Origin of the sequence: Aliidiomarina soli (assembly GCF_003986975.1) — a bacterium.
Lineage (GTDB): Bacteria > Pseudomonadota > Gammaproteobacteria > Enterobacterales > Alteromonadaceae > Aliidiomarina > Aliidiomarina soli.
The window spans coordinates 122,099-148,514 of record NZ_PIPO01000001.1 but is presented as its reverse complement, the minus strand read 5'-3'; the positions used below and the strand labels follow the sequence as shown (position 1 = coordinate 148,514).

25 protein-coding genes are annotated in these 26,416 nt (G+C 52.2%); 21 read left to right on the top strand and 4 right to left on the bottom strand.

The window, feature by feature from the left end; all coding sequences use genetic code 11:
- Positions 1–129: 129 nt before the first annotated feature.
- Positions 130–1,308: an FAD-dependent oxidoreductase gene (locus CWE14_RS00695; RefSeq protein WP_126797626.1), complete on the bottom strand. Its 1,179-nt coding sequence runs from the start codon at positions 1,306–1,308 to the stop codon at positions 130–132.
- A 223-nt stretch (positions 1,309–1,531) separates the two neighbouring features.
- On the opposite strand from CWE14_RS00695, the gene CWE14_RS00690 reads away from it, so the two are divergent.
- The 21 genes from CWE14_RS00690 to lipA all read left to right on the top strand — a co-directional run bounded on the left by CWE14_RS00690 (position 1,532) and on the right by lipA (position 22,249).
- A complete protein-coding gene (locus CWE14_RS00690) occupies positions 1,532–2,389 on the top strand; it encodes a DMT family transporter (RefSeq protein WP_126797625.1) in 858 nt (285 codons plus the stop codon).
- Positions 2,390–2,473: 84 nt separating this feature from the next.
- Entirely contained in the window at positions 2,474–3,919 is a 1,446-nt protein-coding gene (gene miaB, locus CWE14_RS00685; RefSeq protein WP_126797624.1) for a tRNA (N6-isopentenyl adenosine(37)-C2)-methylthiotransferase MiaB, read from the top strand.
- A gap of 59 nt (positions 3,920–3,978) precedes the next feature.
- Positions 3,979–5,010 (top strand): PhoH family protein, encoded by a 1,032-nt coding sequence (locus CWE14_RS00680; protein WP_126797623.1) that lies wholly within the window; start codon positions 3,979–3,981, stop codon positions 5,008–5,010.
- Positions 5,010–5,522: an rRNA maturation RNase YbeY gene (gene ybeY / locus CWE14_RS00675; RefSeq protein ID WP_126797622.1), complete on the top strand. Its 513-nt coding sequence runs from the start codon at positions 5,010–5,012 to the stop codon at positions 5,520–5,522. The genes CWE14_RS00680 and ybeY overlap by 1 nt, the downstream gene beginning before the upstream one ends.
- A complete protein-coding gene (gene corC, locus CWE14_RS00670) occupies positions 5,515–6,393 on the top strand; it encodes a CNNM family magnesium/cobalt transport protein CorC (RefSeq protein ID WP_126797621.1) in 879 nt (292 codons plus the stop codon). The genes ybeY and corC overlap by 8 nt, the downstream gene beginning before the upstream one ends.
- 6 nt (positions 6,394–6,399) lie before the next feature.
- The gene (gene lnt / locus CWE14_RS00665; RefSeq protein ID WP_126797620.1) at positions 6,400–7,956 is read left to right on the top strand and encodes an apolipoprotein N-acyltransferase; all 1,557 of its coding nucleotides are present in this window, start codon (positions 6,400–6,402) and stop codon (positions 7,954–7,956) included.
- Positions 7,957–8,049: 93 nt separating this feature from the next.
- A complete protein-coding gene (locus tag CWE14_RS00660; protein ID WP_126797619.1) occupies positions 8,050–8,253 on the top strand; it encodes a hypothetical protein in 204 nt (67 codons plus the stop codon).
- A gap of 83 nt (positions 8,254–8,336) precedes the next feature.
- Entirely contained in the window at positions 8,337–10,931 is a 2,595-nt protein-coding gene (gene leuS, locus CWE14_RS00655; protein ID WP_420837087.1) for a leucine--tRNA ligase, read from the top strand.
- A gap of 3 nt (positions 10,932–10,934) precedes the next feature.
- Positions 10,935–11,432, top strand: a complete 498-nt coding sequence (locus tag CWE14_RS00650; protein WP_126797618.1) for an LPS-assembly lipoprotein LptE — start codon at positions 10,935–10,937, stop codon at positions 11,430–11,432.
- 4 nt (positions 11,433–11,436) lie between these two features.
- Complete coding sequence (gene holA, locus CWE14_RS00645; RefSeq protein ID WP_126797617.1) at positions 11,437–12,558, top strand: DNA polymerase III subunit delta; 1,122 nt, start codon at positions 11,437–11,439, stop codon at positions 12,556–12,558.
- Positions 12,536–13,207: a nicotinate-nucleotide adenylyltransferase gene (gene nadD / locus CWE14_RS00640; protein ID WP_126797616.1), complete on the top strand. Its 672-nt coding sequence runs from the start codon at positions 12,536–12,538 to the stop codon at positions 13,205–13,207. The genes holA and nadD overlap by 23 nt, the downstream gene beginning before the upstream one ends.
- 82 nt (positions 13,208–13,289) lie before the next feature.
- Complete coding sequence (gene rsfS / locus CWE14_RS00635; protein ID WP_126788356.1) at positions 13,290–13,610, top strand: ribosome silencing factor; 321 nt, start codon at positions 13,290–13,292, stop codon at positions 13,608–13,610.
- Between the two features lie 4 nt (positions 13,611–13,614).
- Positions 13,615–14,085 carry a 23S rRNA (pseudouridine(1915)-N(3))-methyltransferase RlmH gene (gene rlmH / locus CWE14_RS00630; RefSeq protein ID WP_126797615.1) on the top strand — a complete coding sequence of 157 codons (471 nt, stop codon included), beginning with the start codon at positions 13,615–13,617 and terminating at the stop codon, positions 14,083–14,085.
- A complete protein-coding gene (gene mrdA, locus CWE14_RS00625) occupies positions 14,086–16,053 on the top strand; it encodes a penicillin-binding protein 2 (RefSeq protein WP_126797614.1) in 1,968 nt (655 codons plus the stop codon).
- Positions 16,043–17,158: a rod shape-determining protein RodA gene (gene rodA / locus CWE14_RS00620; protein WP_126798134.1), complete on the top strand. Its 1,116-nt coding sequence runs from the start codon at positions 16,043–16,045 to the stop codon at positions 17,156–17,158. The genes mrdA and rodA overlap by 11 nt, the downstream gene beginning before the upstream one ends.
- Before the next feature lie 31 nt (positions 17,159–17,189).
- Positions 17,190–18,236: a lytic murein transglycosylase B gene (gene mltB / locus CWE14_RS00615; protein WP_241972287.1), complete on the top strand. Its 1,047-nt coding sequence runs from the start codon at positions 17,190–17,192 to the stop codon at positions 18,234–18,236.
- A complete protein-coding gene (locus CWE14_RS00610; RefSeq protein ID WP_241972286.1) occupies positions 18,220–19,005 on the top strand; it encodes a septal ring lytic transglycosylase RlpA family protein in 786 nt (261 codons plus the stop codon). Before mltB ends, CWE14_RS00610 begins: the two co-directional genes overlap by 17 nt.
- Before the next feature lie 96 nt (positions 19,006–19,101).
- Entirely contained in the window at positions 19,102–20,268 is a 1,167-nt protein-coding gene (locus CWE14_RS00605; RefSeq protein WP_126797613.1) for a serine hydrolase, read from the top strand.
- Between the two features lie 12 nt (positions 20,269–20,280).
- Positions 20,281–20,547, top strand: coding sequence for a DUF493 family protein YbeD (gene ybeD / locus CWE14_RS00600; protein ID WP_198675691.1), 267 nt, complete (start codon positions 20,281–20,283; stop codon positions 20,545–20,547).
- 90 nt (positions 20,548–20,637) lie between these two features.
- Positions 20,638–21,300, top strand: a complete 663-nt coding sequence (lipB, locus tag CWE14_RS00595) for a lipoyl(octanoyl) transferase LipB (protein WP_126797612.1) — start codon at positions 20,638–20,640, stop codon at positions 21,298–21,300.
- Positions 21,284–22,249 (top strand): lipoyl synthase, encoded by a 966-nt coding sequence (gene lipA / locus CWE14_RS00590; RefSeq protein ID WP_126788361.1) that lies wholly within the window; start codon positions 21,284–21,286, stop codon positions 22,247–22,249. Before lipB ends, lipA begins: the two co-directional genes overlap by 17 nt.
- Before the next feature lie 69 nt (positions 22,250–22,318).
- Here lipA and CWE14_RS00585 read toward each other — a convergent pair whose 3' ends face one another.
- The 3 genes from CWE14_RS00585 to ggt all read right to left on the bottom strand — a co-directional run bounded on the left by CWE14_RS00585 (position 22,319) and on the right by ggt (position 26,283).
- Positions 22,319–23,566, bottom strand: a complete 1,248-nt coding sequence (locus CWE14_RS00585; protein ID WP_126797611.1) for a hypothetical protein — start codon at positions 23,564–23,566, stop codon at positions 22,319–22,321.
- A gap of 21 nt (positions 23,567–23,587) precedes the next feature.
- On the bottom strand, positions 23,588–24,514 hold the full coding sequence (gene nlpI / locus CWE14_RS00580; RefSeq protein WP_157981757.1) for a lipoprotein NlpI: 927 nt from the start codon (positions 24,512–24,514) through the stop codon (positions 23,588–23,590).
- 92 nt (positions 24,515–24,606) lie between these two features.
- The gene (ggt, locus tag CWE14_RS00575; protein WP_126798131.1) at positions 24,607–26,283 is read right to left on the bottom strand and encodes a gamma-glutamyltransferase; all 1,677 of its coding nucleotides are present in this window, start codon (positions 26,281–26,283) and stop codon (positions 24,607–24,609) included.
- Between the last annotated feature and the right edge of the window lie 133 nt (positions 26,284–26,416).

Below are 26,416 nucleotides of genomic sequence, written 5' to 3'. Positions count from 1 at the left end.
AGGTAACCAATTGCTTAAGTAACAAAAAATAGTCGCTTCGGCGACTTTTTTTGTGCCCGCTTTTTAAACATTCAACGTTCAAGGCCCGAACATTCCACGTTCAAGCCCCTTGCTCGCATTGATTGAATCCTAAATTTTCCACACCCCGGACGCATAAGCACTGAGGATAGTGCGGCCAGGTTTAAATCGCTGTAACGCGGCAAGGACCAGATTGCGGGCTGTGGGAACAGCCCCTGTGTTGCGTTGAAAGCCCCAGGCAATGCTATCCATCGCCTGCGCCATCAATTCGTTATCGGCACGTCGTGCCACTGCATAGTGGCCTAACGCACGACGCGTGACCACCTCTGCCTCCGGGTCCGCCATATCCATACCTTGCAATACCGCGAGTAGCTTACGCACGTCGCGAAAGCCGAGGTTGACCCCCTGACCCGCCATTGGATGAATGGTATGCGCCGCGTCCCCAAGTAAAATCGTACGCTGACGAACGTAATTGAGCGCGGTTTGCCGGGTCAATGGGAAGCTGCCATGGCTAAGCAACGTAAAGTCGCCAATTTCGCGACTAAAACGTGCATTCAATGCCTCTTGCAGCTGCTCTTGGCTGGCCTGCCAGGTTGCGACCTGTTGCCCACTGCCATACATAATCAAACACGCCTGATTGCCCTGCAAAGGTAACATCGCATGGATTTCACCATTGCCGGCAAAACTCTCCCAGGTTTTTGCGGCGACCGGGTCAGTACACTGAACGATGGTCAGCAAACAGCTCTGGCCGTAACAGCGCCCAGCAACACCAATGCCTGACTGCTGACGCACCTTGGATTGTGCCCCATCACAGCCAAGTACCCAGGAGAACTCGATCCGCTGGCCGGAGTCAGTCAGCGCCCAGCCCTGCTCGGAGTTCAAGCGGTCAACAGAGGTCTCAATTACTTCAATCAACGGATGACGTTGCAGCGCTTTCAGCAGCGCATACTGCAGCACGTTATTTTCAATCATGTACCCCAGAACTGCAGGCTTGTCCGCGTTGCCCATGGTCAGCCAGTTCTGGCCTTCTTTACGCACCGCCAGCTGATTAAATGGCTGCACGCGTAAACTCTTTAACTCAGACCATACACCCAGCTCATCAAGCATGCGGATGTTGTCTGTGGTAATCGCTGAAATACGCAGGTCATAAGCGCCCTGATAATCCACCTCATGCTGCGGTGAGGGTTCCAACACAGACACATGATACCCTTGTTGGGCCAGGCCCAGGGCGGCAGAAGCGCCAACCATACCGGCCCCAACGACGAGAATATCAGTTTGTAGATTTGTCATGCCTTTTCCTTACATGCCGCACGTTTTTGAGCCTTTTAGTATGCCCGAAGCCGCCCCATTTTTATAATCCAGCCGCCCTCTTTTTTGTTCCTGCGCATGATTTAAATGCCTCAGTAGCTCATCACCAGGCCGGATTCAGCGCCAATGACCTGCACCCAGTCATGCTTCATGGTATCCTGTGGCCTGACTGTGTTGCCCTCGGAACGAGCATTAAGGAAGTCGCATGCCCGCGGTTGTTATCGCCTCATTGTTGGTCTTGCTGGCCGAACTCTGTTTTGCTGGCGTCAGTGCATTGGTGAAGCACCTGACTGAAACCTTGCCCTATCAGCATCTGGTTTTCTTTCGTAACTTATTTGCCTTTCTGGTTTTACTCCCCTGGTTGTACCGCAAGCGAGCCACCGCGTTTAAAACCGAAGCCCTTGGCCTGCACCTGCTGCGCGCCGTGGCAGGTGTTGCCGCGATGTTCTTATTCTTTATGGTCATTGCATCTATTCCGTTGGCCCAGGCCACTCTGGTTCTGTTGATGGCTCCGTTTTTTATTCCGCTGATATCCCATTTCTGGCTCGGTGAACACATTAGTGTGCGTCTGATCCTCACTATTACCACTGGCTTCATCGGTGTGCTTATTTTCCTCAACCCCTTTGCCACCGGTCTGCAACCCATGGTTATCGTAGCCGTAATAGCCGCACTGCTGGCAGCCTGGACCAAAACCATTATTCGTAAACTATCGGTAACTGAATCGCCGAGTAAGATCGTGTTTTATTTTTCCTTCTTTGCCTCATTACTCTCCGCGTTCCCGCTGCTAATCCAATGGCAACCATTGCCCGCAGAAAGCTGGTTGCTGGTGGCTGCTATGGGCTTGCTGGCCGTCATAGGGCAACTGGCTATGACCCGCGCATTCAGCATTGCCAGCCCCTCGCGGGTCGGCGTTTTCACCTACAGTTCAGTCATCTTTGCTGCGTTCATGGGCTTCTGGTTCTGGCATGAACCCGTCACCTGGCACATGGTCGCAGGTACCCTGATTATCTTTATTGCGGGCTACCATGCACTGCGCCAGCCACGGCGTGCTCCGATCCAGTAAAGGATACTGGTCAGCGCCCCACCTTAGGTGGTAAAATAAGCGCCCTTTTTTGAAGTCTTTAGTTTAAGCGGGTAAGCGAGCATCATGAGTAAAAAGGTCTTTATCAAAACCTGGGGCTGCCAGATGAATGAGTACGATTCAGACAAGATGGTTGATCTGATGAAAGCGACTCAGGGCTATGAGCCAACAGACACTGCTGAAGATGCTGATCTGATCCTGCTGAATACCTGTTCCATTCGTGAGAAAGCACAGGAAAAGGTGTTTCATCAGTTGGGTCGCTGGAAGCTGCTGAAGAACGACAAACCTGATTTGATCATCGGTGTCGGCGGCTGTGTTGCCTCACAGGAAGGTGACCACATTCGCCAGCGCGCGCCCTTTGTCGATCTGGTGTTCGGCCCGCAGACGCTGCACCGCCTGCCAGAAATGGTCAAGCAAGTACAAGGCGGCATGAAGTCCGTGGTCGACATTTCATTTCCGGAAATTGAAAAATTTGACAGCTTACCTGCGCCTAAAGCAGACGGTGCCAGTGCCTTCGTTTCGATTATGGAAGGCTGTAGCAAGTACTGCACCTTCTGCGTTGTGCCTTATACCCGAGGCGAAGAAGTCAGCCGCCCGGTTGACGACGTGCTGTATGAAATAGCTCAGCTGGCTGAGCAAGGCGTGCGTGAAGTGAACCTGCTGGGTCAGAACGTGAATGCCTTCCGTGGACCTCAGTATGACGGCAGCATCTGCTCTTTTGCTGAATTGTTGGACTTAGTCGCCAGCATCGACGGTATCGACCGCATCCGTTACACCACCTCGCATCCGGTCGAATTTACCGATGATATTATTGCGGCCTATGAAAGCATTCCTGAATTGGTCGATCACCTGCACCTGCCGGTGCAAAGTGGCTCGGACCGCGTTCTGGCGCTGATGAAACGGGGCCATACGGCACTCGAATATAAATCACAAATTCGTAAGCTGAAGAAAGTGCGTCCTAATATTGCTATGTCATCCGACTTTATCATTGGTTTCCCTGGCGAAACCGATGCGGATTTTGAAAAAACCATGGATCTTATTCAGGCCATCGACTTTGATCTCAGTTTCAGCTTTATCTACAGTGCACGCCCGGGCACGCCAGCCGCCGACTTACCCGACGATGTCACTGAAGACACCAAGAAGCAGCGTTTGCAACTGCTGCAACAGCGCATTAATCAACAGGCTCAGCAGCATGCCCGTCGTATGCTGGATACCGAACAGCGTATTCTGGTCATTGGTCCGTCACGCAAAAACCCAATGGAGTTATCGGGTCGCACCGAGAACAACCGGGTGGTTAATTTTGAAGGCCATCCTGGCATGATCGGTAAGTTTGTTGACGTCAAAATTACCGAAGCATTGCCAAATTCATTGCGCGGAACTGTGATTCGCGAAGAAGCGGAGATGGGACTGCGGGTTGCTATTTCACCCGCCTCCATTCTTGCCAACAGCAGCAAAAAGTCCGCACCGGAACAAGCAGACAGCAGCGGTGTCGTACACTTTCAACCATACTAGCTAGCATATGTGCTACTAACGGCCTGACTATATTCAGGTACTAACGAATCGAGGAAAGATTGACTAAACAAATCGACAGCTTTGAACTTTATCTGGAACCTGCAGACAGCCAACGCCTGGCTAATTTATGTGGGCCTTTTGATGACAACATTAAGCAGATAGAACGCCGTTTAGGTGTTGAGATCAGCTACCGGGATAATCATTTCCGTATCATCGGGCCACCTAAGGGCCTGGTTGCCAGCAGCCAGATCCTGCGCGATCTCTACATTGAGACAGCTCCAGTCAAAGGTGAAATCCAGGCCGTTGAACCTGCCAGCGTTCACCTTGCCATTCAGCAAAGCAACGCGCTGGAGCAAGATCAGGGCGTGGAAGACGACAAACACACCGTTATTAAAACCAAACGTGGCTTAATTAAGCCACGCAATGGCAATCAACAAGCCTACGTCAGAGCAATCCTTAGCCACGATATCAACTTCGGCGTAGGACCGGCCGGGACGGGTAAAACCTACCTCGCCGTGGCCGCCGCCGTCGATGCCTTTGAGCGACAGGAAATCCGCCGCATTCTATTGACCCGTCCCGCGGTTGAGGCTGGTGAAAAACTTGGCTTCCTGCCGGGTGATCTGGCGCAAAAAGTAGACCCCTATTTACGCCCATTGTACGACGCCCTGTTTGAAATGCTGGGCTTTGAGAAAGTGGAAAAACTGATCGAACGCAGCGTTATCGAAGTCGCTCCACTGGCGTACATGCGCGGACGAACTCTGAACGATGCCTTTATTATTCTGGATGAAAGCCAGAATACCACGCCGGAACAAATGAAAATGTTCCTGACCCGGATTGGTTTTAACTCCAAAGCGGTGATTACCGGGGATATTACCCAAATCGATTTACCCCGTGGTCAGAAATCCGGTTTGCGCCATGCCATCGAAGTACTTAGTGACGTTGAAGAGATCAGCTTTAATTTCTTCAATGCCTTTGACGTTGTCCGCCACCCAGTGGTACAACGTGTCGTTCAGGCCTATGAACAACATGAACGTAGCCAGGACGAAGAACGCAGCAATAAAACGCGTAACCAAAGACAAGAGAGCCACTAATGCAACCTCCCCCCGCGAACGGCCGGACCAGTCCGGCCGCTACCGTAGACCTTCAACTGGCGCATCAGGGAAGCTTTCCAGTTCCCGAACAGCAGCAGTTTGAACTCTGGATCGACGCCGTACTGCGCGCTCACCAGATAACCGCCGCCGAGCTGACTATCCGCACCGTCGACAGCGACGAGAGCCAGAGCCTTAATCGGGACTACCGCGGCAAGGACAAGCCGACCAATGTACTCTCCTTTCCATTTGAAAGTGATATGCCGCTACCCGTTCGCCTGCTTGGCGATCTTGTTATCTGCGTGCCGCTGATGCAACAGGAAGCCATTGAGCAAGGCAAAAATCCGCTCGACCATTGGGCGCATTTAGTTGTTCATGGCACCTTGCATTTGCTAGGTTATGACCATATTGACGACAACGAGGCCGACCGCATGGAACGTCTCGAAGTCGAATTACTGGCACAGTTTGATATTGCCGATCCCTATACCAAGGAGCCAATCCAATCTCATGAGTGACGACAATTCCCAGTCTGGAAGCGGTTCTCCGCGTAAATCCTGGGCTGCACGCTTACTGCAAAGCTTCAGCGGAGAACCGACAACTCGCGAAGAACTGGTTGATTTGATTCAGGACGCTGAACTGCGTGACCTGATCGATGCCGACACCAAAGAGATGATAGAGGGGGTGCTCGACGTTGCTGAACTGAAAGTTCGCGATATCATGATCCCACGCTCGCAAATGGTGACCATAGACAAAAACCAGAGCGTGGAGGAGTTCCTCGCCATGGTGATTGAGTCTGGCCACTCTCGCTACCCGGTCGTGAGCGACAATAAAGACCAGGTTGAAGGCGTTCTGCTGGCCAAAGATCTACTCCCCTACGGCTTCAAACTAATTGATGAACCCTTTTCGCTGCAGGCGGTTATGCGCCCTGCGGTGATTGTGCCAGAGAGTAAACGGGTTGACGCCCTGCTCAAAGAGTTCCGCTCCAAACGCTACCACATGGCGATTGTTGTCGATGAATACGGGGGGGTTTCAGGGCTGGTCACGATCGAAGATATTCTTGAGGAGATCGTCGGCGAAATCGAAGATGAAACCGATGACAGCGACAACGAGAAAGCCCCTATCCGGCGGGTCAATGCGACACGCTTCTCGGTCAAGGCACTCACCACCATTGACGAATTTAATGACTTCTTTAGTACCGAATTTCCGGACTCTGAGTACGATACCGTAGGCGGCCTTGTCGCCAGCGCGTTCGGCCACTTGCCGACGGTCGGAGAAGTGGTGGAAGTCGGTGATCTGGCGTTTAAAGTGACCGCTGCTGATCGGCGTCGTATTCAGCAATTGCAGGTTAGCCTAGACGGCTTTGCCAAACCTAAGGATATCAATTAAACCATCATGAATTGGCTTGCCATCTTTGCAAAGCCCGGCTACCGGGCTTTGCTTGCGCTTTTTAGCGGATTTTTATTAACCTTTAGTTACGCGCCATTCAACCAGGGTTGGCTGGCACCTGTTCTGGTAGCAGTCTGGCTGCTATTGCTGGTGCGTAGCCAAACACCACGTCAGGCACTCGCCGTCGGTTTTTCATTTGGCTTTGGCTGGTTCAGTGCCGGAATCAGCTGGGTCTTTGTCAGTATTGACCAGTTCGGTGGCATGCCACTGGTTTTCTCCCTGCTCATTATGGTCATTCTATGGGCCTATCTGGCATTGTTCCCGATGCTCGCCAGTTACCTTTGGTTTAAGACCCGCCATTGGTATTCCGGGTTTTCATTGTTTGCCTTACCAGCCATCTGGCTGCTGGCGGAATTTCTGCGCGGTTGGCTTTTTACTGGTTTTCCCTGGCTAAGTCTTGGTTACAGCCAAACCAGTCAAACCCTGGGCCAACTGGCGCCACATATTGGTGAAACCGGCCTTACCCTTGTCGTTTTGTTGTGCGCATTGGGCTTCACCTACGCCCTGCTGCGCAAGCACATTGGCTGGCTCTTGCTGCCACTTAGCATGTACGCTCTCGGCGTCCTTGCGCCCTATCTCAACCCAATGCAAACCACGGGCGAAAGCGCCAACGTTGCCTTGGTACAGGGAAACATTGAGCTGGAAGTGAAATGGAACCCGAATCAGCAATGGCCGAACCTGCGTAAATACATGGACATGTCACGCCCCTATTATGGCGACTACGACTTAATTGTGTGGCCAGAATCGGCCGTCACCGCGATCGAAGACCGCGCTGGCTCGAGTCTGAACCAAATTAACCAGGCTGCGTTATACAACGACACTGCCGTTATCAGCGGCATCATTGACTTAAAAGTGGATCGGCAAAACCCGCAAGGCAATTACTTCAATTCAATTGTAGTAATGGGCGAGCAGGAACACCCTGAAGGGTACTATTACGGCAATAAAAACCGTTACGAAAAGCATCAACTGCTGCCAATTGGAGAGTTTGTTCCTTTTGAAAGTATTCTGCGACCACTCGCCCCGCTTTTCAATTTGCCCATGTCGTCGTTTGCGCGAGGCAACTATGTGCAGCCCAATCTGAATGCCAATGGCTACCAGATAGCAGCCAATATTTGCTATGAAGTCGCCTTCCCCCGCCAGATAGCGGCCGCCGTCACTGATGACACCCAGTTATTGCTGACGGTCAGCAATGACAGCTGGTTTGGTGATTCTCACGGTCCCCATCAACATCTTGAAATTGCCCGTATGCGCGCAATGGAGCTGGGTCGTCCGATGTTGCGCTCCACCAATAGTGGCGTTACTGCGCTCATCGATGAACAGGGCCGACTCATCAAGCAAGCGGATTCATTTCAGGCAACTGTCGCTACCGGTCGGGTCGCACTAGTCGAAGGCACCACCTGGTACCGCGTGCTTGGTCAATGGCCTGCCTGGATTGCAAGCGTGCTGCTGTTATTAGCCGCATTACGATGGCGACGAGTAACAGCAAAGCATGTAAATCAATAAAAACATGACCTGCAACATGGTCAAACGATTGCAAAGCCATTAAAATTGGCTGCAATTTTTAGTAAGACATCGGACAAAGGAACTTATTAAACCATGGCCAACTTAATTGACGCTTTCTTTTTCACCATTTTAGTGGCGGGCTTCGGCCTCGGCCTTGCTTATCTGGCAATGGCCTTTTTTCCGGCTACTGTGGCTGATACACGCGGTCGCCGAGCCGAAGCCGTGTACGAAAATATCTTTTTAGGTGCCGCAGGCATCATTATCGCATTGCTTATGTGGGTCGCTCTGGTATTTTAAGAGGCTTCAGGGCAAAATTCAGGGCACCTGATGGTAACGTCAGGTGCCTTCTTCATTTTTATTAACCGCTGGTAATTGGTGTAATGGCAGAGAAAATCCAACAAGAGTACGCACATCAGGATGTAGAACAACAGGTACAGCAGCGCTGGGTGAGCGAAAAAACCTTCGATGTAAGCGAAGACCCCAGCAAAGAGAAGTTCTACTGTCTTTCCATGTTCCCCTACCCTAGTGGCAAGCTGCATATGGGGCATGTGCGTAATTACACCCTCGGTGACGTGGTCGCCCGTTATCAGCGTTTACAAGGCAAGAACGTGCTTCAGCCGATTGGTTGGGATGCCTTTGGCCTGCCAGCGGAAAATGCTGCTATTCAGCACAACACGGCGCCCGCCGCATGGACCTATGACAACATCAGTTATATGCGTGAACAGCTCAACCGGTTGGGCTTTGGCTATGACTGGAAACGGGAAATCGCAACCTGCCACCCTGAGTATTATCGCTGGGAGCAATGGTTCTTCACCAAGCTCTATGAAAAAGGCCTGGTTTATAAAAAGAATGCGACCGTCAACTGGGATCCGGTCGATCAGACCGTCCTCGCTAACGAGCAGGTTATTGATGGCCGTGGCTGGCGTTCAGGGGCGTTGGTAGAACAGAAAGAAATCCCACAATGGTTCGTCAAAATCACCGACTACGCTGACGAATTACTGCAGGATTTAGACCAGCTTGAAGACTGGCCAGATCAGGTCAAAGCCATGCAACGCAACTGGATTGGCCGCTCCGAAGGGGTTGCAATTACCTATCAGGTAGAACAAAACGACAGTTCGCTGACCGTCTATACCACGCGCCCGGATACTATTTTCGGCGCTACCTACATGGCCGTTGCGGCGCAACACCCGCTCGCTCAGGAAGCAGCTGCCAGCAACCCTGAGGCAGCTGAGTTTGTCGAAAGCTGTAAGCAGCAGAAAGTCGCTGAAGCAGAACTCGCCACCATGGAGAAACGCGGCATTGATACCGGATTTACCGCCAAGCATCCATTGACCGGCCATTCGATTCCGATCTATATCGCCAATTTCGTGCTCATGGATTACGGGACCGGTGCTGTAATGGCCGTACCAGCTCATGATCAGCGCGACTGGGAATTCGCCACCGCGTACGGCCTGCCGATTACCCAGGTGATTGAGCCGCATGACGACACGACACCATGTGACATCAGCAAAGAAGCCTATACCGGCGACGGTACTGTCATAAATTCAGACACCTACAATGGCCTCAGCAGCAAAGAAGCCTTTGCCGCGATTGCCGCTAAACTGGAAGCTGACGGCATCGGAGAGCGCCAGGTCAATTATCGTCTGCGTGACTGGGGTGTATCGCGCCAGCGTTACTGGGGCACACCGATCCCAATGCTCAACCTGGAAAACGGTGAGTCCGTGCCTGTGCCGGAAGACCAGTTACCCGTGCGCCTGCCTGAAGACGTCGTCATGGACGGCGTGACTTCGCCAATTAAAGCGGATCCTGAATGGCGTAAAACCACCTACAACGGCCTTCCTGCTGAACACGAAACCGATACCTTTGACACCTTTATGGAGTCATCCTGGTATTACGCCCGCTATTGTTCACCGCGCGCGGATGGCATGCTCGATCCGGAAAAAGCCAATTACTGGCTGCCCGTCGATCAGTATATCGGTGGTATTGAGCATGCTATTTTGCACCTGCTCTATGCCCGATTTTTCCATAAATTGTTACGGGACACTGGCCTGGTCGAGTCGGACGAACCGTTCAAGCGCTTGTTATGCCAGGGCATGGTCCTGGCTGACAGTTTCTATCGCGAAGACGACAAAGGTGCCAAGACCTGGTTCTCACCGCAGGATGTGCGCATTCAGCGCGACGAAAAAGGCCGTATTGAACTGGCAACGGCAGCCGATGGCAAGCCGGTTCAGCATGCTGGTATGAGCAAGATGTCGAAATCAAAAAACAACGGCATCGACCCGCAAACCATGGTTGATAAATACGGTGCCGATACCGTGCGCCTGTTTATGATGTTTGCAGCGCCGCCGGAAATGACCCTGGAATGGTCTGATTCCGGCGTCGAAGGCGCGCATCGCTTTATTCGCCGGGTCTGGAAACTGGTTTTTGAGTTTCAGCAATATGCTGGCGCAGGCCCAGTTAAAGTGGCCGAGTTAAGCCCTGAACAAAAGAATTTACGTCGTGACCTGCATAAAACCATCGCTAAGGTCAGCGATGACATGGGCCGCCGGCAGAATTTTAACACTGCCATCGCTGCTATCATGGAGCTCATGAACAGCCTGCAAAAAGCGCCATTGAGCAGTAACAGCGATCTTTCGCTGATGCAGGAAGCCCTCGATGCTGTGATCGTCATGTTAGCCCCCATCACCCCGCACGTTTGTGACAAACTATGGTCGGCCCTGGGTCACAGCAGCGACATTAACTTCGCTGCCTGGCCGCAAGTTGATGAAAGTGCGCTGCAAGAGGACGAAAAGCTGGTGGTGGTGCAGGTCAATGGCAAAGTACGGACCAAAATTACCGTGCCCGCCGACGCGGATAAAGCAACCGTTGAGGCAGCTGCCCTGGCCGAAGAGAACGTCCAGCGCTTTGTTGACGGCAAAACAGTGCGTAAGGTTATTTATGTACCGGGCAAAATCTTTAATATTGTGGTCGGTTAACTGATGCCATTCCGTCAGCTTGCCCGCCTGCTGCTGTCAGTCGCGATGGTACTTAGTCTGCTAAGTGCCTGCGGCTTTCAGATGCGCGGCTCCTACCAGGTTCCTGCACAATTGTCGCAGGTGTCAGTTGAAACGCCGTTACGCAGTGAATTTACTGCCCGCCTGCTGGCTGAATTTCGCCAGCATAATATTGAGGTCGTTGAGCGAGATAGCGACATTACTCATATTGAAGTACTCGAAGACAGCCTGGACCGGCGGGTGCTGTCGCTGTTAATTTCCGGTCAGGTGGCAGAATATGAGCTTATCTACACAGTTCCGGTGCAGGTACATACTCGCGACGGGCGGGTGGAAAGCCATCAGATTCAGATTTTCCGTGACTATCAGGAAGACCCGAATTTCGCCCTGGCAAAAACCCGCGAACTTGAGCTGCTACTGAATGAAATGCGTGATGATGCTGTCTATCGACTGATGATGCTATTAACCCGACTGACCTGGGAGTAGCACCATGCAAGTCTACGCCAACCAACTCGACAACCACCTGCAAGGACCGCTGCAGCCTGTCTACCTGGTTTTTGGTGACGATGACTTTCTGCGTTTGCGGGCGCTGGCCGCAATCCGCAAACGTGCAGCTGAACTTGGCTTTAATGAGCGCAGCCAGTTCAATCAACAGCAGGACTTTAGCTGGCAGGACCTTCTCAATGAAAACCAGAATCTTTCTCTGTTCAGTGATTTACGCTTAATTGAAGTAGAAATGCCGACCGCAGCGCCCGGGCAGGATGGTAGTAAAGCGTTGCAGCAGTGGGTTGATTCAGCACAGGACGCTCTATTAATAATCCACGGTCCTAAACTGAAAGCCGACCAACAGAAAGCCAAGTGGTTTAAAGCGCTCACCCAGCAGGGCGTGTTTGTGCCTGTCTACACACCACAACGTTCTCAGTTGCCGGGATTCATCCAGCCGTTGGCGCAAAGTTATGGATTACAGCTCGACAGCGATGCGACGGCGCTACTCAGTGACTGGTTTGAAGGCAATTTGCTCGCCTTAGATCAGGCGTTGCATAAAATTGCCCTGCACTATATTCAGGTAAATAATTCTCAGGTAAAGAATTCCGGAGCAGAAAGCTCTGCAGTCGAAAACACCCGACGCGCCCCCCTTCAGGTCAGCGCCGAGATGGTCAGGCAGGACGCCGACCTGCAAAGTCGCTTTGACGTTTTTTCATTACAGGATGCTATCTTACAAGGTCAGTTCAACGTCTATTTGCAGCGTTTACAGCGTTTGCTGGAAACCGACGGTGAACCCGCCATTATTCACTGGCTGTTGCAGCGCGAGACCAATACGCTGAACAGCGTCTATCAACAGCAGACTCAGGGCGAAGACACCAGCCGCGCATTACAGCGCCATGGCGTGTGGAAGAGCCAGCAGCATGCCTATCTGCGACTATTGAAGGACTGGTCACCTGCCCGCAGTGAAGCACTGTTTAATCTACTCTGGCGCGCAGAACTCGCCCTCAAACGCGATTCAGGCGAAGATATGGCCACCTTGTTTGCTCATCTGGGGCTGCTACTGATCGAGCCTCCCGCCGGTACATTCGACTTCCTGCGCCATCATGACCTCGCCACTGACAGCTAAGCCAGCACCTATTGCCTTACTGGGAGGCACCTTCGATCCCATTCACCAGGGTCATATAGAACCTGTGCTGAAGCTGGCTGATACATTTGGCTGGTCGCATGTTCACTTACAACCCTGCTTTGCCCCCCCTCACCGGCCGCAACCCGAAGCCTCTGACCAACAGCGCTTAGCCATGGTTACGCTGGCCTGCCAGCAGGACAGTCGCCTACTGGCCGACGATTTTGAACTACGCCAGGGTAAACCAACACGCACCGTGCATACCTTGCACCATGTGCGCCAGCAACATCCCAACGCCAGTGTTTGTTTTATTATGGGGATGGACAGTTTTTTGCAGTTCACCAGCTGGCTCAACTGGCAACAAATTTTGGATCTGGCCCACTTGGTGGTACTGCCTCGCCCTGGCTACCAGTTAACTCAACTGCCGCCCGATCTTGCCGCCGAACTCAAGCTGCGCCAGCGTGGTGACAGTGAATCATTCAGCCAGGGAGCCGGTTTTATTTACCTCGCAGAGACGCCAACGGTGGATATTTCAGCCACTGCCCTGCGTCGCCAGTTGGCGCAAAGCCCCGACACCAGCAGAATACCGCTGTTGGACCCTGCGGTGCTTGCCTACATTCGCTCACACAACCTCTACCAGAGTACTCACTAACCCCTTAACGACGCGCTACACGCCGTCCTGAACTCATGGTAAACTACGCGGTCATAGCAAGGGCTTATTTGGGAGAACGAGATTGCAGGGCCAAAATTTAAGAGATTTCATTGTAGACAAGGTAGACGACCTCAAGGCACGTGATGTCAAGGTCTTAGACGTTAGCGGCAAGTCAGACGTTGCCGATTTTCTGGTTATCTGCTCAGGCAATTCTAAAACACATGTCCGCGGTATCGCCAATCATGTGGCGTTGGAAGCTAAGCATGGTGGCTTTCCAGCCATCGGTATCGAGGGTGAACTGGATTCAGAATGGGTATTGGTCGATTTCGGTGATGTGATTTTGCATGTGATGCAGGATACAACCCGCGACTTTTATCAGCTCGAAAAGCTTTGGGGACACTAAAAGCATGCGTTTTCAGTTAGTTGCTGTCGGCAATAAAATGCCGTCATGGGTTACAACGGGGTACGAGGAGTATGCACGCCGCCTGCCCCCTGATACACCTCTGCAACTGACTGAGATCGCCGCCGGGAAACGCGGAAAAAAAGCCAACATTGCCCGTATTACTGAGCACGAGGGCGAGCAGATGCTCACTCAGGTGAACAAAGGTTCGCGCATCGTGACACTTGAAGTAGAAGGCAAGCCATGGACAACTGCAAAGTTGGCACAACGTATGCAGCAATGGCAGCTAGATGGTCGTGATGTCAGTTTTTTGATAGGCGGCCCGGAAGGGTTATCCAGCGCCTGCCAGCAAGCCAGCGAAGAAAAATGGTCGTTGTCAGCGCTTACACTTCCTCATCCCATGGTCCGAATTATAGTCGCAGAAGCCTTATTCAGAGCCTGGAGTTTAAATAACAATCACCCGTACCACCGAGAGTAAATGAATAGAAGACGTCACAACGCACTTCGGGACTATACAGCTGAAGCCGGCCTTTTTGCCAGCCGGGCGATGATTTGTATGGGACTGGTTGCCACTGTCTTTCTGGTTTTACTGGGTAACCTGTACCACCTTCAGGTTACGGGCTTTCAGGAATTTCAGACCCGCTCAAATTCAAACCGTATTACGGTACTGCCGGTACCGCCGAATCGCGGACTCATATACGACCGTAACGGCGAAATTCTGGCCGAGAATATTGCCGTTTACAGCATTGAAATCATTCCCGAAGAAGTCGACGACCTCGACGATACGCTGACTCGTTTAGTTGAGTTGCTGGACCTCGATGAAAGTGTGATAAGCCAGTTTACAACACAAATGCGCCGTGCCCGCCGTTTCCCGCAGATTCCTTTTACCGACAACCTAAGCGAAGAACAGGTTGCGCGGTTTGCACTGCATCAGCATCATTTCCCTGGGGTTTCAGTGGAAGCGCGGCTACAGCGCCATTACCCTTATGACGATCTTTTTACCCATGTCATTGGTTACGTTGGCCGCATTAATCGCCAGGATATTCAACGTTTACAGGCAAATGACAGCTATAACCTGTATGCAGCAACCCGCACCATTGGAAAGCTCGGGGTTGAGCGTTATTACGAAAGCGTGCTGCATGGTAAGCCTGGTTTTCAGACTGTCGAAGTCAATAGTCGCGGGCGTGTTGTCCGTACCTTGGAATTTACCCCGCCTGTGCCGGGCCAGGATATCTACCTTGAAGTTGATGTGCAGGTGCAGAAAATCGCCCGCCACCAATTGCAGGGCCGACGTGGTGCTATCGTGGTCATGGACAGCGAAAATGGTGGCTTACTGGCGATGTACTCTAACCCCAGTTACGATGCCAACCAGTTTGTCCGCGGCATATCCTCCACCGCCTATCAGGCTCTGTTGCAGAATTCGAACAACCCGCTGATTAACCGTGCGACTCAGGGCCGCTATCCGCCTGCTTCGACTATTAAACCGCACATGGCGCTCCTTGGGCTGGAAGACGGTTTGGTTGACCTGGATACCAGTATCTGGGACCCGGGCTACTATGAACTACCAGGCGTCGAGCGCCGTTTTCGTAACTGGCGTAGCTGGGGCCATGGCTGGGTTGACTTAAGAAAGGCGTTGCAGGTATCAAACAATACCTACTTTTATAAACTCGCCCATGAAGCAGGTATCGACCGAATTCATGATTTCATGCTGAGCATGGGGTTCGGCGAGCGGACCGGGGTGGATATTCACGAAGAGAATCAGGCGCTGTTGCCATCGCGGGGCTGGAAGCAGGCTAACCTTAATGAGCCCTGGTACACTGGCGAAACACTATCAGTTGGTATCGGCCAGAGTTTCTGGACGGTCACGCCGTTGCAACTGGCCACCGCCACCAATATTCTGGTCACTGAAGGTCGTCGTTTCCAGCCACGCCTGCTTCGTGCAACCCGGGACGGCGAACAAATGACCTATCAGGAACCCTTCGAACTGCCCCCTTTGAATATACGTGATCCGATATTCTTCAGTGCCATCATGGAAGGCATGGAACGTGCTGTAAGTCGCGCTGACGGCACTGCTCACGCGGCCTTTGTTGACGCGCCATACCGCGCAGCAGGAAAAACAGGAACCGCTCAGGTTATCAGTCGGGCTGAAGCTGAACAAGAGCCTGAACTAGTCCTGGTCGACGGTGAGCAAGTGCCAGTAGAAGTCGATGAGCGCTTACGCGATAACGCCACCTACATTGGCTACGCACCCGCAGATGACCCACAGATAACGCTGGCGATTGCAATCGAAAACGTCGGTGGTGGTGGCCGTAACGCGGCCCCGGTGGCCAGACGTATTCTCGACTTCTACTTCGACTATCAAAAGAGTGTCGAACAGGCCGAACTACGCGACGAAGAAGAACGCCTGAAAGAACAACGCGAGGAACAAAGTGATGATGCAAACTAGTCAAGAGCGTGGCAGTCTGACCCTGTTCTATCGCTTTCATATTGACCTGCCACTATTCCTGGCGCTGGCCTGCCTGTCCGTGATCAGCCTCGCGGTAATATACAGTGCCGGCGGACAGGATATTGCTCTGGTCCAACGACAAAGTGTGCGCATTGGCATCGCCTTCACCGTCTTAATTGTGCTTGCGCAAATCTCCCCGTTAACCTACAAACGGCTGGCTATCCCCATGTTTGTGGTCGGCGTTGCGCTGCTACTAGCAGTACTCTTTTTTGGTGTGGTTGGTAAAGGCGCCCAGCGCTGGCTGGATATTGGCATTACCCGTATCCAGCCTTCTGAGATCATGAAGATTGCAACGCCGATGATGCTGGCCTGGTATTGCTCTCAACAGCAACTACCAGTGCGTTGGACGCAAGCCTTTGGTGGTCTGTTGCTTATCGCCGTGCCAACGTTACTTATAGCAAAACAGCCTGATCTCGGCACCGCCCTGTTGGTCTTCAGCTCTGGCGTGTTTGTACTCTTTCTGGCTGGCATGAGCTGGCGTCTGATTAGCGCCGCTTTAGTTGCACTGGCAGCCTTTCTGCCGGTCGCCTGGTTCTTCCTTATGCACAATTACCAGCGCCAGCGTGTTTTAACCTTTTTGCACCCGGAATCAGACCCGCTTGGATCGGGCTATCATATTATTCAGTCAAAAATCGCGATTGGCTCCGGCGGTTTTGAGGGTAAAGGCTGGCTGCAGGGTACTCAATCCCAGTTAGAATTTCTTCCGGAACGCCATACCGATTTCATTTTCTCTGTCTTCAGTGAAGAGTTCGGTCTGATGGGGGTTTGTGTTTTACTTATTCTTTACGGCTTTATTGTCTATCGTGGCCTGGCCATTGCTATACGAGCACAGCAAGTCTTTAGTAAACTACTGGCCGGTAGCATCACATTAACCGTGTTTATTTATGCACTGGTAAATATCGGAATGGTTTCCGGCTTACTGCCCGTGGTCGGTGTACCCTTACCCTTAATAAGTTATGGTGGCACCTCAATGGTCACTATTATGGCAGGGTTTGGCATTCTGATGGCCATAGCAACGCACCGTCGGTTAGTGCTACGAGACTGACTATAACCGTAAATAAGAAGGACACAGCCCGGTGACATTTCTCCGCCCCTTATCCAGCGCGCGTCCGCTGCCTGGCCTGCGTTACCTGCGTCGGGCATTGCTTGGCAGCGCGTTACTTGTTTCCCCTGCGTTATATGCTCAGGAGGAAATTCAATCGAGTGCAACCGTTGAAGCGGAAAAAGACGCCTTTATCGAGCAGGTTGCTACTGAGCAAAACATACCAGTCAGCGAAGTACGCCAGCTACTCCAGGGCGCACAACGTAACGACGACGTGCTGGCTGCCATTCAACGCCCCTGGGAAGCAAGGCCGTGGCATCAGTACCATGGTATTTTCCTGACCGAGCGACGGGTTAATTCAGGTGTCGACTTCTGGCGTACCCACCAGGAAACCTTAGATCGGGCATACGCCGAGTATGGTGTGCCGCCACAGATTATTGTCGCAATCATTGGCGTTGAAACCTTTTACGGTGAGTACCTGGGCAATTATTCGGTCCTCGATGCACTCTACTCTCTTGGCTTCTATTACCCTCCGCGCAGCCGTTTCTTCCGCAGCGAACTGGCTGAATTTATTCGTCTTGCCCGGGCCGAGGGGCTTGATATCAATTCACTGCAAGGTTCGTACGCGGGTGCCATGGGCTATGGACAATTTATTTCGTCCAGCTATCGCGCCTACGCAGTCGATTTTGATGGCGATGGAGTACGCGACTTACTGAACAACCCAACGGATGCCATCGGCAGTGTTGCCAATTACTTCGCCCGCCATAACTGGCAGCGTGGCCAACCCGTGGTAGTTCCAGCCTGGACCGACCGCGTTACTGACATGACCGACCTTACCTCAGGTCCCCGACAGACACTGACCCATGATGTGACGGCTCTGCGTGAGGCAGGCGTCGACTTTGTAACCCAAATGCCCGGCGACACGCCAGCACGTCTGTTCCAGTTTGAAGAGGAACAAGGGCACAGTTACTGGGTCGGCCTGCCAAATTTTTACACGATTACCCGTTATAACCACAGCCCGTTGTATGCAATGGCCGTATTTCTGTTAAGTGAAGAAATCCGACATGCCTATGAACGCTAAAGTTAAGCCACGGTTAATCTCTCTCAGCCTGCTGGCTGCTGCCCTGCTAAGTGCTTGTTCAAGCCAGCAGGGGCGCTATAGCATGCGCTATGACGAGGCGCCGGAACGGCTGCCTTCAGTCGCTGAGATCAATCCGCTTGAACCTCGCTATGAGCCACTTAGCCGACAAGGTAATATGTCCAGCTACACCGTACTTGGGGAAACATACCGAGTATTACCAAGTGCCGAAGGCTATAGTGCGACAGGGCTTGCTTCCTGGTATGGCAAGAAATTTCACGGCCACTTGACCTCCAACGGCGAGTACTACGACATGTATGGCTTGTCAGCCGCACACCGTTATTTGCCGTTACCAACCTACGCCAAGGTCACCAACCTTCGCAACGGTAAAGAAATTATTGTCCGTATCAATGACCGGGGTCCGTTTCACCCCGAGCGCATTATTGATTTATCCTACGCAGCTGCCTATAAGCTTGACATGCTCGACAGTGGAGTGGCCGAAGTGCAGGTAGAAGCCCTCTACATGCCCCCGCCTACCGTGGTCGCTGATTCCTCTTCAGTCTTTATTCAGATTGTAGCGCTCAGCGACAGTAGCCGGGTAGAGCAAGTCCAGCAAGAGTTGCAGGATAAGTATGCATTAAATGCAACTACCCGCCAGCGTGATGGTCTACATCGACTGTTACTCGGGCCTTTTGACGAAAGCCAGGCAAGTCAGTGGGTGCAAAGATTACGTCAAGATGGTTTCGACAATGCATTTCGCGTGGCTGAATAGTGTAAGCACATGCCGATTTTGTTACAATCACCATCCGCCCCCGAACATCACTTGTGGGTATTGATGTTCAGTAATATTAAAGAGAACTAAATAATCATGAGCCAACCTCTTTTCAGACGAGTTTCAATAACGTGTGTAGCAGCCGTTGCCCTTTTCAGCGCCACCGTCAGCGCTAATGTGGTTCCAGAGCCTCCTTCGGTCAATGCAAAGTCGTATATTTTGCTCGACTATAAGACAGGCCATGTCCTTGCAGAAGGCAATGCAGACGAACTGCATGGCCCAGCCTCACTGACTAAAATGATGACCAGCTACATTATTGGTCATGAACTTGAACGCGGCACCATCAGCAACGACGACATGGTCACCGTCAGCGAAAATGCCTGGGCGCGAAATTTTCCTGGTTCATCGCTGATGTTTATCGAAGTCGGTCGTCAGGTCTCCGTACGTGATTTAAACAGAGGGCTGGTTGTTTCCTCAGGCAATGACGCCGCGGTCGCGATGGCTGAGCATATTGCCGGTAGCGTCGATGCCTTTGCTAACCTAATGAACGCCTATGCTGAACGCCTTGGTATGAGCAACACCGTATTTGCGAATCCACACGGTCTCACCGCAGAAGGTCAGGCGACCACGGCACGCGACATGGCGCTCCTTGGTCAGGCGTTAATCCGCGATGTGCCAGAGGAATACGCGCTGTATAAAGAGCGCGAGTTCACCTTTAATGACATTCGCCAGTACAACAGAAATTCATTGCTATGGGACCGTTCACTTAACGTCGACGGTATTAAAACCGGACATACCAGTGATTCAGGTTATAGCCTGGTTACTTCGGCAGTGGAAGGTGAAACCCGCTTAGTCACTGTGGTGATGGGTACCGACAGTGAACGCGCACGCGCCACTGAAAGCAAAAAGCTACTCAACTACGGCTTCCGTTATTACGAAACCGTGCATGCCTACGACGCCGGTGAAAGCTTCGTCAATCATCGTATCTGGGGTGGTGAATCAGACCACGTCGAACTCGGTGTGCGTGACGATGTTGTTGTCACCTTGCCTCGCGGTCAACGCCAGAATCTGGAAGCTAATTTTGTCTTGAATAAAGCACTCGATGCCCCCATCAATGAAGGCGACGAGGTTGGCAATGTATTCTTATCTCTGAATGGTGAAGATATTGCGTCTTATCCACTGGTGGCTCTGCACTCAGTAGAAGCTGGTGGCTTCTTTAAGCGCATTATCGATAACATTCGTAAAAACTTTGCTGACGAATAACACGAGGCTTTTCTGATGCAAACGAAATTTGACCAACTGCTTGATTTTCCCTGTGACTTCACTTTTAAAGTCATGGGGTTAGCGACCGACTCTTTAGAAGAGCAAATCGTCGCTGTGGTCCAGCAGCACGCCCCGGGCGACTATCAACCCAAACAGCGCCCGTCCAGCAAAGGGACCTATGCGTCTGTGTCGATCAATGTTGTGGTCCACAGCAAAGACCATGTCGAACTGCTGTACCGCGAGTTATCGGCTATCGATGACGTACGCTACGTACTCTGACACCCAACACTGGTATTGCCAGTTCTAAACTGGCAATAACCCTATCCCCGATAAGGTGTAACCTTTTCTCAGGCAAGGTATAATGCCGCCATGAACAAATTAATCATTCGCCAGTTAGCGAGCATGGACTATGAGCCGGTCTGGCATGCCATGCAGCATTACACCAATATTCGGGGTCCCGAGGCCGACGACGAAATCTGGATCGTTGAGCACCCGCCGGTATTTACTCAGGGCCAGGCAGGTAAAGCGGAGCATATCCTGGCGCCGGGCACAATTCCGGTGGTACAGGTGGACCGCGGCGGTCAGGTCACCTACCATGGTCCCGGACAGTTGGTAATTTATTTTCTGATTGATATCCGCCGCCGTAAAATGGGCGTACGTAATCTGGTGACAGCGATCGAACAGACCGTTGTCGAAGCCTTACGCAACTATTCCATTGAATCGGCGCCCCGTGCCGACGCGCCGGGTGTCTATATTGGCCAGCAGAAAGTATGTTCGCTTGGTTTGCGAATTCGCCGGGGCTGTTCTTTTCACGGCCTGGCGCTTAACGTGAAGATGGATATGGAACCCTTCGGCCGCATTAACCCATGTGGGTACGCCGGAATGGAAATGACCCAAACCAGCGACCATGGCGGACCAGAGACGATAGAACAAGCGGCTAAGGCCGTCAGTAACGCATTTATCTCGCAGCTAGGCTATGCCGAGGTGCACGAAGTAAAGGGGCTGAATAAAGATTATGAGCAAGCCAGTTAGATTAGAACCAGGCGTAAAAATGCGCGACGCTGATAAAATGGCGTTAATTCCAGTACAGATTATTCCGACAGAACGCGAGCAGATGCTGCGTAAGCCAGAGTGGCTCAAGGTTAAGCTGCCCGCATCAACGGACAAAATTGACCATATTAAGAAAGCTATGCGTAAGCATGGTCTGCATTCAGTCTGCGAAGAGGCGTCCTGCCCCAACCTGCCTGAGTGTTTTAATCATGGCACCGCGACCTTTATGATCCTCGGTGATATCTGCACCCGACGTTGCCCTTTCTGCGACGTTGCCCATGGTCGTCCATTACCACCCGATCCAAAGGAAGCCGCTAAATTAGGCGAGACGATTGCGGACATGGGGGTGAAGTATGTCGTGATTACCTCTGTCGACCGTGATGACCTGCGCGATGGCGGTGCTCAGCACTTTGCCGATTGTGTGCGAGAAATTCGCCACCACTCACCACAGATTAAAGTAGAAATTCTGGTTCCAGATTTCCGTGGACGGATGGAGAAGGCACTCGATATTCTCCAGGGCGAAGCACCAGACGTTTTCAACCATAACCTGGAAACGGTGCCGCGGATGTATAAAGCGGCACGTCCCGGTGCCAACTACCAGTGGTCACTAGATTTGTTGCAGCAATATAAAGAACGTCGTCCAGACGTGCTGACTAAATCTGGCCTGATGGTAGGTCTGGGGGAAACCAATGATGAGATCTTGCAGGTGATGGAAGATCTTCGTCGTCATGATGTCGATATGCTAACCATTGGCCAGTATCTGCAACCAAGCCGACACCACATTGCGGTAGACCGTTATGTCCACCCGGATGATTTTGCAATGCTCAAACGCGAAGCTGACAAAATGGGCTTCACCCATGCTGCATCGGGGCCACTGGTACGTTCATCCTACCATGCTGACCTTCAGGCAGCGGGCATCGAAGTCTCCTAGAAACCAATCCAATGTAAAAAGCCGACGTTCACGTCGGCTTTTTCATATCCATTGTTTACAAACAAACTCTTACTGAGTCGTGGTCTGTTCAATCAGGCGCAGATACAACGGCGGTACCACACCAATATCATGCTGTTCCATAAAGGTGACTTCGGCGACCGGTTTCCAAGCCTGAAACCGGGTAGCTTCACAGGTCGCGGCACGAAATAGTCCCGCCTGGCTGCTATCATCCGAGCCCAACCGATATAGATCACTGCTCATCTTAGTCGCAATAGGCTGGTTGATCTGGTCGCGCCAGGGTAAACTCTCTTCGAGCTCTTTTAAGGTTCTCGCATCCACTAAAGAGGACGATGTGACCACCAGGTTTTGCGTTTCAAAGCGAAAACGGCCTTCGCAAAATGCACTCGCCATAGGTTCCCGCATCGGGTACTCATCGGCAAGACCAAACCAGTGTCCCAGCTCATGGATAAGCACTTCAAAGCTCGAACTCATCGACAAATGAAGCTCGTTGGCACGTGCATTTGCAAGTCCTTTCTCGGCTACAAACCAGCGGTATTCACTGGTAGCTTCGCGAGCCCAGCAGTCCACCCGGGCATCGTCAGTGCGGCATTCTGCTGCCTCAGGTCGGTCGATCAGGGTGAAACAAAAGTCGAGTTGCGCAAATGGATGCTGATAAAACTCAGCCAGCCAGTCGTATAAACGAATTCTGGCTTGCCGCGCCTGCAGATACACATTCACTCCATACAGGCACTGCTGGCCATAATGAACCGGATTTTCATCTAAACGCCGTGCAACGTCCCGGCGTTTAGACCACTGCTCGGTATCCGGAGCAATATCCTGCCACTGCGTATCAGCAGCTAAGCCCGGTCGTGCGAGCAGAATCCTTGCCATCAGGGTATCGCGTTGCGTGTCAGGCTGAAGCGCTTGCAGTAACTCATAAGCGCGTCTGGGATCCGTATTAAGCATACGCCGGGCGATGGTTAAGGAGGCTTCGCGGTCGCCCAGCTCTGCAGCAGCCTGCAGCCATTGCTCGGACTTCGCCGGTACATGCACGGACAACGCATAGGCAGCACCCGCATCCCCCTGACGCACAGCTCGCTGATAAAAACTCAACGCCCGGGCACGTTGATGCTCGCGCCAGTACTTTTCGGCCAAATAATGACTGGCTTCACCCACACCGAAATAACTCGCCGGGTAGGCGAAGCGCACGGGTGCCTGGGCAAACATCTGATTCCAATAGGCCAGGGTCTGCAACTGACTGCCATGAAGTGATAAGGTCGCCAGAATGCAAAATAAAAACAGACTGAATTTACACAACCACGTCCTCAAGCTATTGCCCTAGCCCTGTTGACGTAATTTATCGAGTTCGAGATGAGCATATCGGTGTTCCACAAACTCATACAGGTTGGTCGCCAGCGCCAGTTTGAAATAGTTCGCTGCATCATCGTTCTGGTTATTCAGTTGCTCGAATTTACCCAGATAAAAATAGGCTTCCGTGAGACGCTCAATTAGTACTATCTGGTCCTCGACATCGTGCAACGTACTTGCCATCAGCTGTTGAGCATTGATTTCTCCGGTAAACAAACGCACCAGGTTGGTTTCCCAACTTTCATCCAGCTTTGCTTTGCGTTGTTCCAGAAGCTGATAAGCATGCTCTTCATTCAGCGCTCGGTCTGCAAAAAACAGCCAGAGAACACGATAGGCATCGCCCTGCCCCTGGTAGTGGTGGTCCGCGAAGTCTACCTGTGCGAGTTCATATTGCCCCGCGTAATAGGCTGCAATGCCGCGATTGAGCAACACATATGGATGATCGGGGTCGAGCTCAATGACGCTGTCAAAGGCTTCAAACGCGCTCTCATAGTCGCCTCCCTGAGTGGCATGAATACCAATGTAATTATAGGCATCGGCCATTCCCGGGCGGTATTCCAGCAACTGGTTAAAATCAACCCGAGCCAGCGTGGTCATACCCAGCGCATCGTATAAGGCGCCGCGACGGTACAGTAACACTGCACGTTGTTCGTTGTTGAGGTCCTGTTCCTGCAATAGCTGCGTAATCTGCGCTATTTCCAGTTGCCGCTGAGGGCTTGGCATCAGGGGTTCTACCAGGATGAACTGATTCGCCCGGATGTCAGGAGAAGACGGCTGAACTTGCTGTTCAGTACTGATGGTGGCGGTACGCCCCTGGTCACTTTGACGTTCCGGACCTGCCGCGCAGGCTGTCAGCAATAAAGATAAAGTGACAATACAGAAAGCTCGTAAATTCAAGTTATTGGCTCCGTTATGCTTAGTCAACATAGTAGACCATAGCACACCAGCAGCCAGCAAGGGACAAAAATGCCACCCGTAGGTGGCATTAATTAGTAGCCTGCAGCGTGCCCGTCTTTACGGCTTTCTGAGGCGCCAATATAGACCTCTTGCTCAGTATCATACCAAATAGCCTGGTAACCGCCATAAGGGCCTACAGCTTCCTGCAGACGGTGTCCCATCTTCACCAGTTCACGCCGCGTTGCTGACGAAAATCCATTTTCCAGGCTGACCACGCCGCCATCCGTCATCTGCTCACCAGTAGGCTGACTCGAGCCGGTATGCAGTATACGCGGAGCATCACCGGCTTCCTGCAGGTTCATCCCGAAATCGAGTATATTGATCAGGATTTGCGCATGCATTTGCGGCTGCGTAGCACCGCCCATCACCCCGTAACTCATCACAGGCTGACCGTCTTTGGTTACAAATGCCGGAATAATAGTATGAAAGGGGCGTTTACCAGGTTCATAGAGGTTCATATGACCCTCTTCCAGGGCAAACAGCTCGCCGCGATTCTGCAGTACGAAACCAGTGCCCTCTGGCGTAATACCTGAACCCATGCCACGGTAATTACTCTGAATCAAGGACACCATATTGCCATCCTTGTCCGCCGTGGTGAGGTAAATTGTGTCCCCCTCGGTTGGCGGGTTACCGGGTTCAAAGCTATTCCCTGCCTGTTCAGAATCAATCAGCTGACGTCGCTCAGTGGCATAGTCCTTGGAAATCAGCCAGTCCACTGGGATCTCGTTGAAGGCAGTATCTGAATAAAACCGTGCACGGTCTTCAAACGCCAGCTTTTTCGCTTCGACGAAGTGATGAATATATTCAGGGCTGTCATGCCCCCAAGCGCTCAGATCATAGTCTTCAAGAATATTCAGAATTTGCAGTGCAGCGATGCCCTGGGTATTCGGCGGTAGTTCCCACAGGTCATAACCACGATAATTGGTCGACACCGGGTCAACCCATTCTGAGCTATGTGCAGCTAAATCATCGGCAGTGAGGAAGCCACCATGCTCACTAACAAAGCGGCTGATACGCTGGGCGATTTCGCCCTCGTAAAAAGCTTCGCGGCCGTGTTCGGCCAGTTGACGATAACTCCAGGCCAGATCAGGATTGCTAAAGCGTTCACCTTCCTGTGGCGGCTCGCCATCCTGCATGAAGACCTCGGCAAAGCCCGGATACTGCTGCAGCACTTCGGCGTTACGCTCAAAGTAGTAAGCAATGACTTCGCTTACCGGAAAACCGTTTTCGGCATAGTGAATAGCGGGTGCAAGCAGCTCGCTCATTGGTAACGAACCAAAGCGTTGATGCATTTCAAACCAGCCATCGACTGCCCCTGGCACTGACAGTGGTAACACCCCTCGTGCCGGTATCTTCTCAAGACCCTGCTGCTGAAAATGCTCAAGAGTGAGACTCTGCGGAGAACGTCCCGAAGCATTCAGGCCATGTAAGGTTTCACTTTCTGCATCCCATATAATCGCATAGAGGTCCCCACCGATGCCGTTGCCGGTTGGCTCAACAAGGCCCAGTAAGGCGTTGGCTGCGATAGCAGCATCTACTGCGCTACCGCCATTGCGCATGACTTCAAGCGCGGCCTGAGTCGCCAGCGGTTGGCTGGTGGCTGCCATTGCCTCTGGTGCCATGACCTCAGAACGTGAGGCGAAGTGATGGCCGGTAATCCGATCATAAGCGAGCGCTGGCACACTGACTGCCACCGCTACGGCACACAAAGCCCCTTTTAATAGCTTGCCTGGTACCCTTGGTAAAGTATCCTGATATTGCACGCTGGTTCCCCTTAAAAAATAGGCTGGTTGTATAACTCGTTGCCCAGCATAAACCAGCAGACATAAAAAAAGCCAGCGT